This is a genomic window from Rhodococcus wratislaviensis (assembly GCF_041228765.1).
GTDB lineage: Bacteria > Actinomycetota > Actinomycetes > Mycobacteriales > Mycobacteriaceae > Rhodococcus_F > Rhodococcus_F wratislaviensis.
In genome coordinates this window covers 4,520,574-4,535,155 of record NZ_CP150488.1, presented here as the reverse complement: position 1 = coordinate 4,535,155, position 14,582 = coordinate 4,520,574, and the positions used below count along the sequence as shown (strand labels likewise).

Genomic DNA, 14,582 nt, shown 5'->3' with positions numbered 1-14,582 from the left:
CCTATTTCAAATATGGTTGTGGACAGCTACTTTGGGCGTTGACACCCAATATTCCGCGATATAACCTACGTCACGAGAGATATGACTGAGGTCACTCTTGCTGCACGGTGTGGTCGGCAGCACCACTTGGTGCGGGTCACGCGGCGTCGTCCCCCCTTGGAGATCGAAGGGGCACCGTCGATTCGCACAGCCGAGCACCCCTCGTCATCCGCCCCCCTCGTAGCGATCTGCTCACGCCACCGATCCGAGCAGTCCCGCGGGGGTACTGGCCTACGGCAACTGCGACGCGGTTGTTCGCTACGGAGGGATAGAGAGTATGAACGTCAAGATCACAGCGGGTGGAGCGCCCGAACGCGCCCCCGAAATCAACACTGCGTCCTCAGATGCCGGCGGCCGCCGGGCCGTCAGAAAGGCGGCGTTCGCCGCGACGCTGTCGACGTCGCTCGAATGGTACGACTTCTATATTTATGCGACCGCGGCGGCGCTGGTGTTCAACAAGACCTTCTTCGCAACCGACAGCGAGGTCGTCGCGGCGATGAACTCCTTCGCCACAGTCGCATTAGGATTCATCGCACGCCCGATCGGCGGAATCGTCGCAGGCCACTTCGGCGACAAGTACGGCAGGAAGCCGATCCTGGTCCTGTCGATCCTGCTGATGGGTCTTTCGACCACCCTGGTCGGATTCGTACCCAACAGCTCCGTCGTGTGGCTGGCACCGGCCATGCTGGTGTGCCTGCGCCTGCTGCAGGGCCTCGCCGTCGGCGGTCAGTGGGGCGGTGCTGTGCTCATCGTCACCGAGTACGCCCCGCCGAACCGCCGCGGCTTCTTCGGAAGCTTCGCCCAGCTCGGTATCCCCATCGGGATGGTCTTGGGCAACGGAGTTTTCCTGGCCATGACCTGGGCGCTCTCACCAGATGCGTTCATGTCCTGGGGATGGCGCGTTCCGTTCTGGCTCAGCCTGCTGATGCTCGTCGTCGGGTTCGCAATCCACCGCTACCTCGAGGAGACTCCGGAATTCCAGCAGGCAGAAGCCAAACTGGCGACCGCACCCGCCAGGCGACGCTCACCGATCCTGGAAGTCATCCGGCACAACGGCGGGACTCTGCTCATGGCTGGCGGCACCTACCTCGTCGGCATCGCGATGTTCTACATCACGATGACCGGAAGCGTGCAGGTCGCCACCACCACCCTGGGCATGGCCCGATCGGACGTACTTTCCTGGGTCCTGCTGGCGGCGATAGTGATGATCCCAATCGTGCCCACTGCCGCGTACCTGTCGGATCGCTTCGGCCGCAAACTCGTCTACGGCATCGGCATCGCCGGGATGGGAATCTGGGCTCTCCCGATGTGGGTCCTGATCGGCTCGGCCACACCCGAGACATCCGGTCGCCTCGGCATCGCGCTGGTCGTGTCCTGCGCCATCATGTCGATCCAGACCGGGCCGCAGGCCGCCCTGTTCGCCGAGCTGTTTCCCCCGGAAACCCGCTACTCCGGCGCCTCACTGGGATACCAGAGCGCTGCCATCCTCGGCGGTATGTCGCCAATGGTCATGGTCGCTCTGGTCAACGGAGAAGCGGACAACATCTGGCGAGTCGGGCTGATGATCGTGGCCCTCGCGGTACTTGCTTTGCTCTGCCTTCTCGGGCTCGTCCGTCGCGACGCGCGGCGCCGCTCCGACGCCCCAATCTCTCGGAGCTAGCCCACCTTGATGCTCAGCCCGGGCCGGTTGCCTCGTGTGGGCAACTGGCACCGGCAGGGCTGTCGGCAGAGGCCCGACAGCAGCGTGCCCTCGCCGTCCCAAAGCACCAAGCCTTGCACTTCCAACCCTCAGGCCGTGGATCCCGCACCCCTAGCGCGTACCCGGACCTCGACCTGAATCCCAGACCAATGAACGTGACAGAACTCGGCGTCCGCCTGCCCGCCTTGTCGTGGCTGCGCGGAAACGGATCTCGCCCGAATCCACCGGGATCGCCGAATCGATACTTTCGGACGACGACACCGAGCTCGCCGCGGCTGTCCGTCACGACGCCGTCGGTGCGTGCGCGCCGTCCGATCTGCTGGCGGCGCTGCAGACGACCGCCCGAGCATCTCCCGTGCGTTCCCTGCAGGAAACAGGCACACCAACCTTCGAGTGATCCTGCTGATGCACCGATCCGACATCCACCGACCCCATGTGAACGGTGTTCGCCGTCCCCTCTCGATGACCAAAAAGCAGAATCCGACCCGTCTCACGGAAGATCTTTTCTATATTAAATATTATGGTGTCGAGGATGACCGCGCCAGCCGATATCACCACCTCCCCGACGGACGAGGCCTCTGTCCTGGAGCATCTTCTGGCAACCCGGTGGAGTTGCCGCGCCTACCAGGACCGTCCGGTTCCCGAGGAGACGATCGATCGACTACTCACCATCGCGCAGCGGTCGGCATCGTGGTGCAATACGCAGCCGTGGCAGGTCATCGTGACCAGCGGAGAGGGCACTGAACGGTTCCGCGAGGCGATGACGAGCGGGGCGCGAAACCAACCAGCCCAAGTTCGACTTCGACGCCCCAGCCGAGTACCCCGGCGTGTACCGTGAGCGGCGCCCGGTATCTCGTTCGGCTACGCCGACACCGACCACCCGGCCAACAACTACCGCACAGAGCGGGCACCCTTGAACGAAGTAGTGACACGGGTCGACGAGTAAACCATTGCGGCAGAGACTCTCTCACGCGTAACACGACATCTCGGACGTCTCCGGGAGCCCGAGTCCGGCTTCACTACACCAGGATCCACAGGCCGCTGAGACTCAGCAGTACGACGCTCACAGCCAGGAGGGCGCCGGCGCCGATTGCCGGCGTTGCGGACTCTGCCGCAAATCGCGCCATTCGGAGGGTGCGCGAGCGGTGCTCGTGAACCGTGACTCCTGCAACGAGAGTGCCGACGATCGCCGGGCCGACCAGCGCTGTGGCGTTGCCGGGCGGAAGCCAACGCAGACAGGCCACTACCAACCCGAGTATCGACACACTGGTACGCACGAAGGCCAGCGACGTTCGTTCGGGTTGGAGCCCGGTGTCGGTCGGCTCGGGCGCACCCATTCAGGAGTTCACCACTCCGACGACCAACGCGGTTGCGCAGATGACGAGCACCACACCGACAACCGGGGCCATCACCGGCACCGGCAGGGTACGGCCCGCACGCAATGCTCGCTCAGCGCTGATCCAGTGCACGAACGCGGCGATGGCAATCACGCCACCGGCAACAAGGAGCAGTGCAGCCATCGCCACACGGATCGCCGGAGCAAGCAGATCGCCACCGAATGCCTCCAATCCGAGACCGGATGCAACGAGCGCCGTGGCTGTTCGCACCCAGGCCAGATACGTGCGTTCGTTCGCGAGCGTGAAGCGCGGATCGGGGTCCTCCCCGGAGCGGAACGGTGTCCAATTCGGCATCAGTCGACAGGCCCTTTCGACGTGTTGTGTCTTCTCGAATCGAGTTCGTCGTCCGCCGTCAAGGCCGCGTCGAGCAGGGTCGCGCCTGCTCCTTGAAGTTCGGCGATCCGCGCGTTGCGCCGCGCCAGGTCCGCGTGACACTGAACCACAAAGCTGCGTGCCGCCGGGTTCAGGGAACCGGGGCGATGCACGATTCCGAACGGGGTACGGATCTCAGGGCTCGTTTCGACCACGACGGCACCGAGTCGGTGCGCGGCAGTCGCCATCCGCAGCGGGAGAAAGGCACTGGCGGCGCCATTGAGGACGAGAGTCATCTGCGCGTGCCGGTTCGGCACCTGAGCTCTGACCACGGGGATCACCGATTCCCGTCGCAGTATCGACGTGACAATGTCATTCTCCCGGCGGGCCGAATTGCTCACCGCCAGCGGAACGTCATGAAGCCGAGCCAACTCGAAGGGCCCGCCCGTCTCCGACGAGGTGCCCGGTGGCCTCACCAGCAACAACCGCTGGACCCCCAGTTCCACCCGTTCGAGATTGTCCGTCGGAATCGGGAACGTGGTGAATCCGAGCTCACAATGCCCGGACAGCACCTCGTCACACAGCTCTCGGGCGGCGGGAAACTCCGACAGGTCGATTCGGATGTCGGGGTACAGACGTGTGAACGACGCACTCCACGCGGCGACCGCCTCACTGGACATCTCCGGCATCGTTCCGATCGTGATGGACCCGACCTGTAGTTCACGGGCTCCCCGCATGATGTCTTCCGCAGCGACTACGTCACCGAGCACTCTGCGTGCGGGCTCGACCAGCAGTTGACCCGCCGGATTGAGGACGAGATTACGTCCGGTCCGGTGGAACAAGGTCAACTTCAGTTCGCGTTCGAGCTGGCGTATTCCCTGTGACAGGGTCGCCTGTGCGACGTGGAGGTGCTGGGCCGCGCGGTTGACTCCCCCGTGCTCGACGATGGCAAGGAAGTACTCGAGCTGTCGGAGATCCATCATTCCATCATCCCTTCAACGGAACAGTGGGCGGCATCGCTCACACTCGATACGAGTTGGGTAGCGCGCCGTCCGTCGCGACCTGTCGGATCATCGCCTTGGCCAGGTTTCGTTCATGGACCGGGGAGGATCCCTCGTAGATGCGCAGCGCACGAACATCACGCCACATCCGCGGCACAGGGTGCGCCCCGACGATGCCCTCACCGCCCAGTAGCTGAACGCAACGGTCGGCGACCCGGCTCGCCATCTCGGAGCTGTACAGCTTGGCGGCGGCGATGCGGTGGCGTGGGATGTCGCCCGCGTCGAACGCTCGCGCACTCTCCACTGTCAGTGCACGCCCAGCCTCGAGTTCGGCGAAGCCGGCTCCGAGTGTCGCCTGAACCGCGCCGAGATCCGCCAGCGGAGCACCGAACTGTCGGCGGCCGTTGACATGCGACGTCGTCTCTTCCAACATTCGAGTGGCCTGGCCGACACAGGTCGCGGCGACGTGCAAGCGGGCATGGTTGATGCCGCGCAGTGCCATTGTCAGCCCCGAGCCCTCGAGACCCCCGAGAAGATTCGCCGCGGGCACCTCGACACTGTCGAAGTAGATCTCACCGACCGGCGCCTCGGCGTGCCCGTTCATGATCGTGGGCAGGACCGTCCGCACGCCGGGCGAGGAGGCGTCCACGATGAGGGCTGAGACCCCGCCGGCGCCCTCGTCGGATTCGTCGGTCCGTGCGAAGACGACGAACGCGTCCGCCCAGGCGGCGTTCGTGATGTACCGCTTGCTTCCGTCGAGCACGTACACGTCGCCTCGACGCACGGCGGTGGTGCGCAGGTGGGCTGCATCCGAGCCCGCTGCTTCCTCGGTGAGAGCGAATGCCGTGACCAACTCGCCTGCGGCCATGGCCGGAAGCATCCGCCGGCGCTGTTCCTCGGTGCCGTGGTCGAGGATCGCCTGCGAACACAATCCGATCACGGTCGAGAAGCGTGACCGGTAGACGCACGACGCACGGGTGAATTCGAAGGTGAGCTGGACCTGCTGCTCCATCGACCATTCGAGGCCACCGTACGCACGGGGGATGGAGATGCCGAACAGGCCGAGTGCCGCCATCCGCTCCAGGATTCGGGCGGGAACCTCACCCGCCTCGACCATCTCGTTCTCGGCGGGGATGAGTTCGTTTCGGGTGAAGTCGGCAATTGCCTTCCGGTAGGTGGGAAAGTCGTAGTCCAGGATCTCTGGGTCGATCATGTGCGGAACCTTTCGAAGTAGGTGTCAGTTGAGTGCGGAAATGCCAATGACGCAGCTGTCGAGCAGTCCGGCCACGTCTTCGTCCGTGTAGCCGAGTTCGTGCAGGACGGCCGCCGTGTGCTGCCCGGTGGTCGGCGCAGCGACCGATGCGGTGCGGCGACGGCCGTCGAGTGTGAAAGCCAGCCCGGGACTGGTGAACGACGCGCCGTCAGCGCCGGCGACGTCGACGAGGAGCCCGGAAGCCACGACATCCTTGTCCTCGGCCAGGTCGTCGAAGGATCGGATTGCGCCGCATACGATCTGGGCGGACAGCAACCGCTCCACGGCCTGATCGCGCGTCATCGTGCCGAACGCCTCGGAGAGAGTCGTCAAGAGTTCGTGCCGGTGCGCGACGCGCGCCGGGTTGTCGACGAACCGCGGATCGTCGATCATGTCCGCGCGGTCGATGAGATGACACAGCGCAGACCACTTTTCGTCCGTGTAGGCCGAGAGCACGATCTTTCCGTCCGTCAGGGTGACGACATCCGCAGCCGGTGCGGCGTGCGCCTGACCATTTCCCTTGCGCCGCGGCGCCTGCCCCGTGATCGTGTACTCCCCCCAGTTCGCCGCCTGCATCGCGAGTGCCGCCTCCATCAGCGAGGTCTGAACGTGCGCGCCTCGACCGGTAGACGTTCGTTGGTACAGCGCGGCGAGGATGCCGGTGGCGAGTGCATTGGCCGCGGTGACGTCTGCGGCGGGCAGCCCCAGCCGTTGCGGCTCCCCGTCCGCTTCCCCGGTGACGTGCATCAGCCCGAACTCCGCCTGCGCTGCGATGTCGAGTCCCGGACGGGCGCTCGAGGGCCCGTTGACCCCGAATCCGGTCACGCTCCCGTGCACGAGTCGGGGGTAACGGCGGCTCAACTCGTCCGCTCCGATTCCCAGACGTTCGGCGGAGCCGTTGCGGAAATTCTGAACCAGCACATCGGCTTCGGCCAGCAACCGGTGGAGAATCACCCGGGCTTCTTCTCGGCTCAGATCGAGGGCGATGCTGCGTTTGTCCCTGTTGTAGGCCTGCACCATCGCTTCGCCGAACGTGCCGATGACCCGCGCCTGATCGCCGCGCAAGCTCTCGACTTTCAGGACGTCCGCGCCGAGATCCGCGAGGGTCTGGCAGGCGCTGGGTCCGGCGATGTACTGGCCGAGGTCGAGTACCCGGATGCCGGTCAGAGGTCCACTCACGGCGCTCACCGTGCCTCTCGCGCCGCGTGTTCGGCGGTCAGATCCTCGAGCCTGGCCTTGGCCCGCTCCGGGTTGAGCATCACGCCACCGACGACGCCGAGCACGCACACCGCGATGCCGACGAACATGAAACCGGTCGAGTAGCCCTGTGCCGCGCTGGGCGCATGCTCGACGATCAGTCCGAGGGCGTATGGGGCGACGATGCCCGCGACGCTGTAGGCGGCGATGATGCAGCCGAAGAACGCCACCCGCTGCCGCGCCGGCAGGAAGTCGGACGCACCCGCGAAGGCGACGGAGAACGCCACGCTGTTGACCGCAAACGCGGCAATCACGAACACCAACTGCAACGGTCCCGGCGCGAGCTGAGTGAAGATCACCATCGAGATGCCTCCGACCAGCAGGTACGCGCCGGTGAGGTAGCCGCGTGCGACCCGTGAGCTGTAGCCCTTGCGGAGCAGCCGCCCGGACAGCAGGCCCGCCGAGAGCAGGACCGCAACCGCGACGACGTACGGCAATGTCACCAGCGTGCCGACGGTGCTCGCCGAGTATCCGAGCCCTTCGTTCATGTAGGCAGGCAGCCACGCCACCTTGAGCGAGGAGATGAGATAGCCGGCGAACGAGAGGAGGACGAGACCCCAGAAACTCTGCAACGTCAGCAGGCGCCGGAAGGGAACCACGATCTTGCCGTTGGGGTCTTCGATCTTCGCGACGCCCTCGACCGCAGCCTCCGTCCGCTTGAACGGCAACTTCTCCGTGTACCAGAACCACCCGATCACCCACAGCACACCCAGGGCAACGAGGACAGCGAACGCGGCGTGCCAGGACCAGGTCAGGATCACCCATGTCAGGACTGGGGCGGCCACCAGTGGGCCCACCGAGGAGCCGGCGTTGACGAGGGCGCCGGCCGTCGCCCTCCTGTCGGGCGCAAAACGGTCGGCGACGATCGACTGACATAGCGCATGCGCGGCACCTTCGAAGAAGCCCAACGCAATTCGGCACACGAGGAGCACACCGAACGACGTCGGAACGGTCAGGGGCAGCATGCTGACAATCCAGGTCACCATCAGCAGTCCGGCACCCCAGGTGTACGAGATCTTGCGGAGTACCGCGGTGAGGGTGACCGCACCGATAGCGAACAGCCAGAAGAAGGCACTGCTGAGCAGCCCATACTGACCTGCGGTGATTCCGAGGTCGTCACGGATCTGGTGGCTCGCCAGTCCGATCGCGGCCTTGTCGGCAAAGTTCAGCGTGAAGAACAGGAACAGCAGGACGACAATGCCCCACGCACGCCGGCTCGCACGACGCGGCGGCCGGTGCCCGGTGTCGCCCGGACTGGTTTCGATCGTCACCATGAATATCCTCCGGAAGTGTGAGCGCTCAGGCAGTGGATGGCCCCGATGGCATATGCAATGGAGACCCTGAAGCGGTACCCACAGCACAGCCGAGTCGCGGCGCGGCATCAACTGGCAATTCGCGGTCGGACCATACGGTTTTGCCTATAGGTTCTGGTCAGGTGCGTCCGGCGGGCCGGGACCGAGGGCACAACGCCGGCAGACTGGGGCACTGCCGCCACGGGCCCTGTGGGTTACGTTTCCAGCATGGACGTGCGGCAGATGGAGTATTTTCTTGCAGTCGTGGACAACGGCGGCATCAACAGAGCGGCCGAGGCCTTGCACGTCGCCCAGCCGTCGTTGTCCCAGTCCGTCCGCAAGCTCGAACAGGAGCTGAAGACCGAGCTGTTTCACCGCGTCGGCCGGGGCCTGGTTTTGGCTCCAGCCGGTGAGGCGCTGGTCGGGCCGGCACGGCAAGTGTTGCGAGAAATGGATGTCGCACGCGCGGCGGTCCGCGAGGTCCGCGAGGTCAAGCGCGGACGGATCGACATAGCCGCGCTCTCGGACATGTCGACGGATCCTCTGTCGGTGTGGGTCGCCCGCTTCAGGGTCAACCATCCCGACGTTCGGCTGCGCGTCGAAGAGCGCGATGACGTTGCGGGAGTCGCGGAACTCGTCAAGACCGGTGCGTGCGAGCTCGGCATGACGATGCTTCCGCTGCCCCGGGACGAGCTCGCGAGTCATCCCCTGGTCAGCCAGCATTTTGCACTGGTGTGCCCACCCGGAACGGAGGACGACCTGCCCGACCCCGCCCCGCTCGAGATGCTGAATGGCATCCCACTCGTCATCGGTGACCGTCATACCGCCAGTCGCGACTACATAGAGGAGATGCTGCGCAGAAGTGGAGTCGAGGCCAACATCGTCGTCGAGGTACCGCAGCGGGGAGCCGTGCTCCCGATGGTGCTGGCGGGAGCGGGAGCGGCGATCATGCCGCATCGGATCGCCGTCGAGGCACAGCAACGGGGAGCCGTCGTGAAGGAACTCGACCCTCCCCTGCGCCGGGACGTCGGAATCGTCCATCGGCGCGGCCGGCTCACCGAAGCAGCCTCGGCCTTCCTGGAGGAGTCCACGGAACTGGTGGATTCGTGGGCGAGGGCCATCGATCGCCGTATGCACGCAGGGCATTCGCGGATCGAGGCCGCCGCCCTCACTGTTGCGGCGATGGAGCGTCGCACCCTGGCCGAGTTTCGCAAGGCGTCGCCACTGCAGAGCCGAAGAGCTTCTTCGTCCTGAACCAACAGATAGGCAATTGCAGTCGATATGGGCAGATCTGCATCTTTGACGCTGCCGATTAGCGAACGTTAGATGTGATGCACGTCATCTCGAGGACGATCCCGCGATGACCGGCACTCCAGGAGGCGTTCGATGTCAGCTCATGTCAATTGTTCGATCAGTGACGGTGTCGCGACCGTGACGCTCACCAATCCTGCACGGCGAAACGCACTTTCATATCAGATGTTCGAGGAACTGGGAGACACATTTCGATCCCTCGAAGGGGCGGCGGAGGTCCGTGTCATCGTGCTCACCGGCGCCGGTTCGGCTTTCTGTGTCGGCGCCGACCTCGCAGCCGACCCACAGAAGCGATCTCTGCGCGGTGACTCGATCGAAAGCGACACCGCCCGGCTTCGGCTGGCAAGCCAGGTGGCGCAGCAGCTGTATCTGATGCCGCAACCGACCATCGCCGCCATCAACGGCGCCTGCGCCGGTGCCGGTCTGTCGCTGGCAGCGGCCGCAGACTTCCGGATCGCAGCGGACCGTGCCGTATTCAACACCGCATTCCTGACTGCCGGCTTGTCCGGCGACCTCGCCGGGATCTGGTTCCTCACCCGCGCCCTCGGCGGTGCGCGAGCGCGAGAGCTGTTCCTGGCACCGGACAAGTTCGGCGCGGACCGGGCCGCGGAACTCGGTCTCGTGAGTGAGATCGTGCCGGCCGACGGGCTCGACAAGGCAGCGCACGCACTCGCCGATCGGCTGACGCGCTGCGCGCCGATTGCCGTGCGGGCGATGAAGCAGAACCTGATCAATGCGCAGACAGCGCCGCTCGCCGACTACCTCGTCACCGAAGTCGATCGCATGGTCCGGTGTTTCCACACCGACGACGCCAAGGAGGCCGCAGCGGCCTTCCTGCAGAAGCGCCGACCCGCCTTCACGGGACAGTGACGCACCTCCCGCATGCCATGAACGGAGTTCACCCCTTGACGTTCAATACTTCTCGTCGACGACGATCAGTTGCTACAACGCCCTCCACGCCGGCTGCTTGGACGATAACGCTTCTGCTACTGGTCTTCATGCTGCTGAATTTCGCCGACAAGGCGGTTCTCGGTTTCGCGGGCGTCCACATCATGAAGGATCTGGGACTCACGCCCCAACAGTTCGGGATGGTGCAGAGCGCATTCTTCTGGCTCTTCGCCGTCGGCGCCATCGTGATCGGTGCACTGACTTCGAAGATCAACGTGCGCTGGCTACTGTCTGCGGTCATGCTCGTCTGGATCGTTACGATGTTGCCGCTGCTCGGTCCTGTCAGCCTCATTGTCCTGCTCGCCTGCCGCATCATGCTCGGATTCGCGGAAGGTCCCGCCTTCGCGCTGGCAACCCATGTCGTGCACTCGTGGTTCCCGCCGGAGAGGCGCGCCCTGCCCGCCGGCGTCGTGGCCGCCGGGGCATCCATCGGACCGCTCATCGCAGCACCCACCCTGACCTGGGTGATCGTCACGTGGTCCTGGCACGCCGCCTTCGGAGTGCTCATCGCGGCGGGCCTCGTGTGGTCGATCGCTTGGCTCCTCCTCGGCAAGGACGCCCCGGAATCGGTCACTACCCGGAATCCGGAGACCACTGCAGCGGCCGACCTTCCGGCGGAGGCGCCGTACCGAGTCCTGCTCACCACCGGAACAATCGTCGGCATCGCACTGCTGACCTTCTTCTCGTACTGGTCCACCACCCTGAAGATTTCCTGGCTGCCGCTGTTCCTGTCCGACGGTCTGGGCTACGACACGATCACCGCCGGACGGTTGATCACGCTTCCGTACGCGGTCGCGGCCGTAGCCTCGATCAGCGCGGGCCTTCTGTCGAACACGTTGACCGCGCGCGGCGTCTCACGGCGGATCACCAGGGGATATCTGACCGGTGGTCTGGTCGTCGCCGCTGGAGTCTCGATGTTCCTGTTCACCACGATCGGCACCGGGCCGTTGCAGATGGTCCTCATTACGCTTGCATTCTCGTTGAACACCGCCGCGTACGCGGTGGCCTTCGTCGCCGTCGGCGACCTGGTGCACCCCAAGCAGCGTGGCACCATCCTCGGCTGCCTCGTCGCGTTCTACAGCATGGCCGGTGTCATCGCGCCGCTCCTGCTCGGCCACTTCGTCGGCGACGCGGCGGACAAGGCGAGCGGTTACGGTCAGGGGTTCGCGATCACCGGACTGCTCATGGTCTTCGGCGGCCTGGCCGCCACGTTCTTGGTGCGGCCAGATCGAGACGCGGTCAAAATCTCTGCACGAGTGGAGGTGTCGAAGTGAACCAGCCACTCGACGGTGTGCGGGTAGTCGACTTCGGGCAGTTCATCGCGGCTCCGGCTGCGACGCAGATCCTGGTCGACCTGGGCGCAGATGTCATCAAGGTCGAGCCGGTGACCGGTGAGGCGGCCCGGACGATCGGACTCTACGGCGAGGCAATTCTGCGGACCTACAATCGCGGAAAGCGCGCCGTCGCCGTCGACCTCGCGACTCCGCGCGGACAGCAGCTCGCACACCGGCTCGTCGCCGATGCCGACATCGTCGTGCAGAATTTACGACCGGGCGTGATGGAGCGTTTCGGGCTCGGTGCTGCCGCCGTCCGCGCGGCGCACCCCCAGGTGATCTATGCGACGGTGAGCGGATTCGGGCTACACGGGCCATCGAAGCAACGAGCCGGCCTCGACATCGCCGCCCAGGCCGAGAGCGGAATCATGTGGGTCACCGGTGAAGCCGACGGCGAACCGCAGCGAGTCGGCTTCCCGGTCGTCGACGCTGCCGCAGCCCAAGTGTTTGCGCAGGCGATCCTCGGCGCTTACGTCCGCAGGCTTCGCTTCGGAACCGGGGACGAGGTGGAGGTCTCCCTGCTCGAGGTGGCAGTGCACCTGCAGGGACCCAACTGGGGTGAATACCTGCTGACCGGCAAACCACCGGTGCGCAGTGGTAACGGGCAACCGACCGTGGCCCCGGCAGCCGACATCATGCCCACACTGGACGGCGCGATCGTGCTGTCCGCCTATTCGGCACCGCACTTCGCGAAGCTGTGCGAACTGATCGCACGCCCCGACCTGGCACGGGACGAGCGGTTCGAATCCAACGCGGCGCGGGTCCGGAACCGATCAGCACTACTCATCGAGCTGCGTGCCGCCTTCGCGGATCAGAGCACCGACCAGGCGATGGACCTGCTCACCCCGAACGGGATTGTCGCCGGGCGCATCAGCAGCTACGACGAGGTGCGCAAGAACCCCGACGTGGTGGCCACCGGTCTCTTCATCGAGGTCGACGGTGCCGACGGCACACAGCACACCACGCTGGGGGCACCGTGGAACCTGGGTAGCGTCCCCAGTTCGAGCCGTGCGGGTGCGCCGACCCTCGGTCAGCACACGGCGGAAATCCTCGGCCGGCTCGGCTACTCGCCGGAGGATATCGCGGATCTGCAGGCGCAGCGCGTGATTCACCTCCCCTAGCACTTGCCATCTCGACAACGAGGACCGGCAATATGTCGACTCCTCCCCTACCCGTACCCGATTCAGGAGAGACCATGATCAGAGACATCTACACCGAGGACCACGAAGCGTTCCGGCAGACCGTGCGGCAGTTCGTCGGCAAGGAGATCGTGCCGCACATCCCCGAGTGGGAGGCGGCCGGGCTCGTGCCACGGGAACTGTTCAGAAAATCCGCTGAGATCGGCATCAACGGCCTGCAGATCCCCGAGGAGTTCGGCGGCGGCGGCGTCGACAGCTTCCGGTTCAATGCGATCGTGCTCGAGGAAAACGGCTACGCCGCAGCGACGTTGGGCGGCCTCCAGGTGCACCTGTGCACGGTGCTGCCGTACTTCCTGGAATTCGCGGACGAGAATCAGAAGGCACGGTGGCTCCCCGGGTTCGCCGACGGATCACTGGTCAGCTCGATCGCGATGACCGAACCCGGCACCGGTTCCGACCTGGCGGGCATCACTACCACCGCGGTGCGCGACGGCGACTCCTACATCCTCAACGGCGCGAAGACCTTTATCACCGGCGGTATCAACGCCGACCTCGTCGTGGTGGTGGCCCGCACGTCCGACGGCGGCGGTAACCGTCGTCAGGGGCTGTCACTGCTCGTCGTCGAATCCGGAATGCCCGGATTCAGTCGCGGACGCAACCTCGACAAGATGGGTCTCAAGGCACAGGACACCGCCGAGTTGCTGTTCGACGACGTCCGCGTGCCCGCGGAATACCTGCTCGGAACCGAGGGAGGTGCCTTCACCATGCTGACCGCGAACCTGCCCCAGGAAAGACTGACGATCGCGGTGACCGCGCAGGCGACGGCCATGGCCGCCCTGCAGATGGCGATCGACTACGTCAAGGAGCGCAAGGTGTTCGGACAACGAGTCGCGGACTTCCAGAACACCAAATTCGTGCTCGCCGACTGCGCCACCGAACTGGAAGCCGGCCAGGCGCTCGTAGACCGCGCCATCACCGCTCTCGACGCGGGCACCCTCACCGCGGCCGATGCGGCGAAAGCGAAACTATTCTGCACGGAGATGCAGTCCCGGGTGATCGACCGGTGCCTGCAATTGCACGGTGGTTACGGCTACATGCGCGAGTATCCGATATCCCGGCTGTACACCGATGCACGCGTGTCCCGAATTTTCGGTGGCACGAGTGAGGTCATGAAGAGTGTCGTCTCGAAATCACTGGATCTCTGAGACGTCGACGAGGCCGCAGTTCGGCGACTGTCTCGCCCCGATGGTCATCGTGCCGGGCCCGGGCTCACAGAAGGGGTGATCTCGTGCAGTAGCCGGCACCGCTCGTGAACGAACTCTGCACTGGCGGAGACGAAGTCGGCCTCACCGGTGAGCGGCGCAGCACTGCCGATCCGGAAGCTCACACGTCAGAGACGTCGGGTGCGACCTGGTCGGTATGGTGCAGCGTTCGCTCATTCGTCACTGAAGAGTGACCGGTGGATCTCGGCGGATGTCGGAATGGGTGAATCACCGGTGCGCGGCGCCTCGTGGACGGGCTCTGGGGTGCTGTGGGTCAGCGTTCGCTGCGCGGAGAAAAGTGGAAGTTCGGACTTGTCGTGATCGATGGTCATTCGGTTC

Annotated in this window: 15 protein-coding genes; 8 read left to right on the top strand and 7 right to left on the bottom strand. The window is 65.1% G+C overall.

The window, feature by feature from the left end; all coding sequences use genetic code 11:
- Positions 1-316: 316 nt before the first annotated feature.
- From WKC72_RS20935 to WKC72_RS20925, 3 genes are all read left to right on the top strand, one after another.
- On the top strand, positions 317-1,699 hold the full coding sequence (locus tag WKC72_RS20935; protein ID WP_370178866.1) for an MFS transporter: 1,383 nt from the start codon (positions 317-319) through the stop codon (positions 1,697-1,699).
- 229 nt (positions 1,700-1,928) lie between these two features.
- A complete protein-coding gene (locus WKC72_RS20930; protein ID WP_370178864.1) occupies positions 1,929-2,135 on the top strand; it encodes a hypothetical protein in 207 nt (68 codons plus the stop codon).
- A 123-nt stretch (positions 2,136-2,258) separates the two neighbouring features.
- Positions 2,259-2,576 (top strand): nitroreductase family protein, encoded by a 318-nt coding sequence (locus tag WKC72_RS20925; protein WP_370178862.1) that lies wholly within the window; start codon positions 2,259-2,261, stop codon positions 2,574-2,576.
- A gap of 181 nt (positions 2,577-2,757) precedes the next feature.
- On the opposite strand, the gene WKC72_RS20920 is transcribed toward WKC72_RS20925, so the two are convergent.
- Genes WKC72_RS20920 through WKC72_RS20895 form a run of 6 tightly spaced genes read right to left on the bottom strand, consistent with a single transcriptional unit; the run spans position 2,758 to position 8,231 of the window.
- Positions 2,758-3,075, bottom strand: coding sequence for a DUF202 domain-containing protein (locus tag WKC72_RS20920; RefSeq protein ID WP_370178860.1), 318 nt, complete (start codon positions 3,073-3,075; stop codon positions 2,758-2,760).
- Positions 3,076-3,429, bottom strand: a complete 354-nt coding sequence (locus WKC72_RS20915; protein WP_370178858.1) for a YidH family protein — start codon at positions 3,427-3,429, stop codon at positions 3,076-3,078.
- On the bottom strand, positions 3,429-4,430 hold the full coding sequence (locus WKC72_RS20910) for a LysR family transcriptional regulator (RefSeq protein WP_370178856.1): 1,002 nt from the start codon (positions 4,428-4,430) through the stop codon (positions 3,429-3,431). Before WKC72_RS20910 ends, WKC72_RS20915 begins: the two co-directional genes overlap by 1 nt.
- 37 nt (positions 4,431-4,467) lie before the next feature.
- Entirely contained in the window at positions 4,468-5,661 is a 1,194-nt protein-coding gene (locus WKC72_RS20905; RefSeq protein WP_112298387.1) for an acyl-CoA dehydrogenase family protein, read from the bottom strand.
- Between the two features lie 24 nt (positions 5,662-5,685).
- Positions 5,686-6,879, bottom strand: a complete 1,194-nt coding sequence (locus tag WKC72_RS20900; RefSeq protein ID WP_370178853.1) for a CaiB/BaiF CoA transferase family protein — start codon at positions 6,877-6,879, stop codon at positions 5,686-5,688.
- Between the two features lie 5 nt (positions 6,880-6,884).
- Positions 6,885-8,231 (bottom strand): MFS transporter, encoded by a 1,347-nt coding sequence (locus WKC72_RS20895; protein ID WP_370178851.1) that lies wholly within the window; start codon positions 8,229-8,231, stop codon positions 6,885-6,887.
- Positions 8,232-8,477: 246 nt separating this feature from the next.
- Here WKC72_RS20895 and WKC72_RS20890 point away from each other — a divergent pair, with 246 nt between their 5' ends.
- From WKC72_RS20890 to WKC72_RS20870, 5 genes are all read left to right on the top strand, one after another.
- The gene (locus WKC72_RS20890) at positions 8,478-9,503 is read left to right on the top strand and encodes a LysR family transcriptional regulator (RefSeq protein ID WP_245973233.1); all 1,026 of its coding nucleotides are present in this window, start codon (positions 8,478-8,480) and stop codon (positions 9,501-9,503) included.
- A 132-nt stretch (positions 9,504-9,635) separates the two neighbouring features.
- Positions 9,636-10,430 (top strand): enoyl-CoA hydratase-related protein, encoded by a 795-nt coding sequence (locus WKC72_RS20885; RefSeq protein WP_370178848.1) that lies wholly within the window; start codon positions 9,636-9,638, stop codon positions 10,428-10,430.
- Positions 10,431-10,558: 128 nt separating this feature from the next.
- Positions 10,559-11,782 (top strand): MFS transporter, encoded by a 1,224-nt coding sequence (locus WKC72_RS20880; protein ID WP_370178846.1) that lies wholly within the window; start codon positions 10,559-10,561, stop codon positions 11,780-11,782.
- Positions 11,779-12,963 carry a CaiB/BaiF CoA transferase family protein gene (locus WKC72_RS20875; protein WP_370178844.1) on the top strand — a complete coding sequence of 395 codons (1,185 nt, stop codon included), beginning with the start codon at positions 11,779-11,781 and terminating at the stop codon, positions 12,961-12,963. Before WKC72_RS20880 ends, WKC72_RS20875 begins: the two co-directional genes overlap by 4 nt.
- Positions 12,964-13,037: 74 nt before the next feature.
- Positions 13,038-14,186 carry an acyl-CoA dehydrogenase family protein gene (locus WKC72_RS20870; protein WP_370178841.1) on the top strand — a complete coding sequence of 383 codons (1,149 nt, stop codon included), beginning with the start codon at positions 13,038-13,040 and terminating at the stop codon, positions 14,184-14,186.
- Between the two features lie 230 nt (positions 14,187-14,416).
- Here the strand turns inward: WKC72_RS20870 and WKC72_RS20865 are convergent, their stop codons facing one another.
- Positions 14,417-14,575: a hypothetical protein gene (locus WKC72_RS20865; protein ID WP_167344030.1), complete on the bottom strand. Its 159-nt coding sequence runs from the start codon at positions 14,573-14,575 to the stop codon at positions 14,417-14,419.
- Positions 14,576-14,582: the final 7 nt, after the last annotated feature.

Excerpts from the sequence above, each read along its gene's own strand:
- WKC72_RS20935 (WP_370178866.1), top strand. The coding sequence starts at position 317 with ATGAACGTCAAGATCACAGCGGGTGGAGCGCCCGAACGCGCCCCCGAA.
- WKC72_RS20925 (WP_370178862.1), top strand. The coding sequence starts at position 2,259 with ATGGTGTCGAGGATGACCGCGCCAGCCGATATCACCACCTCCCCGACG.
- WKC72_RS20920 (WP_370178860.1), bottom strand. The coding sequence starts at position 3,075 with ATGGGTGCGCCCGAGCCGACCGACACCGGGCTCCAACCCGAACGAACG.
- WKC72_RS20915 (WP_370178858.1), bottom strand. The coding sequence starts at position 3,429 with ATGCCGAATTGGACACCGTTCCGCTCCGGGGAGGACCCCGATCCGCGC.
- WKC72_RS20910 (WP_370178856.1), bottom strand. The coding sequence starts at position 4,430 with ATGATGGATCTCCGACAGCTCGAGTACTTCCTTGCCATCGTCGAGCAC.
- WKC72_RS20905 (WP_112298387.1), bottom strand. The coding sequence starts at position 5,661 with ATGATCGACCCAGAGATCCTGGACTACGACTTTCCCACCTACCGGAAG.
- WKC72_RS20895 (WP_370178851.1), bottom strand. The coding sequence starts at position 8,231 with ATGGTGACGATCGAAACCAGTCCGGGCGACACCGGGCACCGGCCGCCG.
- WKC72_RS20890 (WP_245973233.1), top strand. The coding sequence starts at position 8,478 with ATGGACGTGCGGCAGATGGAGTATTTTCTTGCAGTCGTGGACAACGGC.
- WKC72_RS20885 (WP_370178848.1), top strand. The coding sequence starts at position 9,636 with ATGTCAGCTCATGTCAATTGTTCGATCAGTGACGGTGTCGCGACCGTG.
- WKC72_RS20880 (WP_370178846.1), top strand. The coding sequence starts at position 10,559 with ATGCTGCTGAATTTCGCCGACAAGGCGGTTCTCGGTTTCGCGGGCGTC.
- WKC72_RS20870 (WP_370178841.1), top strand. The coding sequence starts at position 13,038 with ATGATCAGAGACATCTACACCGAGGACCACGAAGCGTTCCGGCAGACC.
- WKC72_RS20865 (WP_167344030.1), bottom strand. The coding sequence starts at position 14,575 with ATGACCATCGATCACGACAAGTCCGAACTTCCACTTTTCTCCGCGCAG.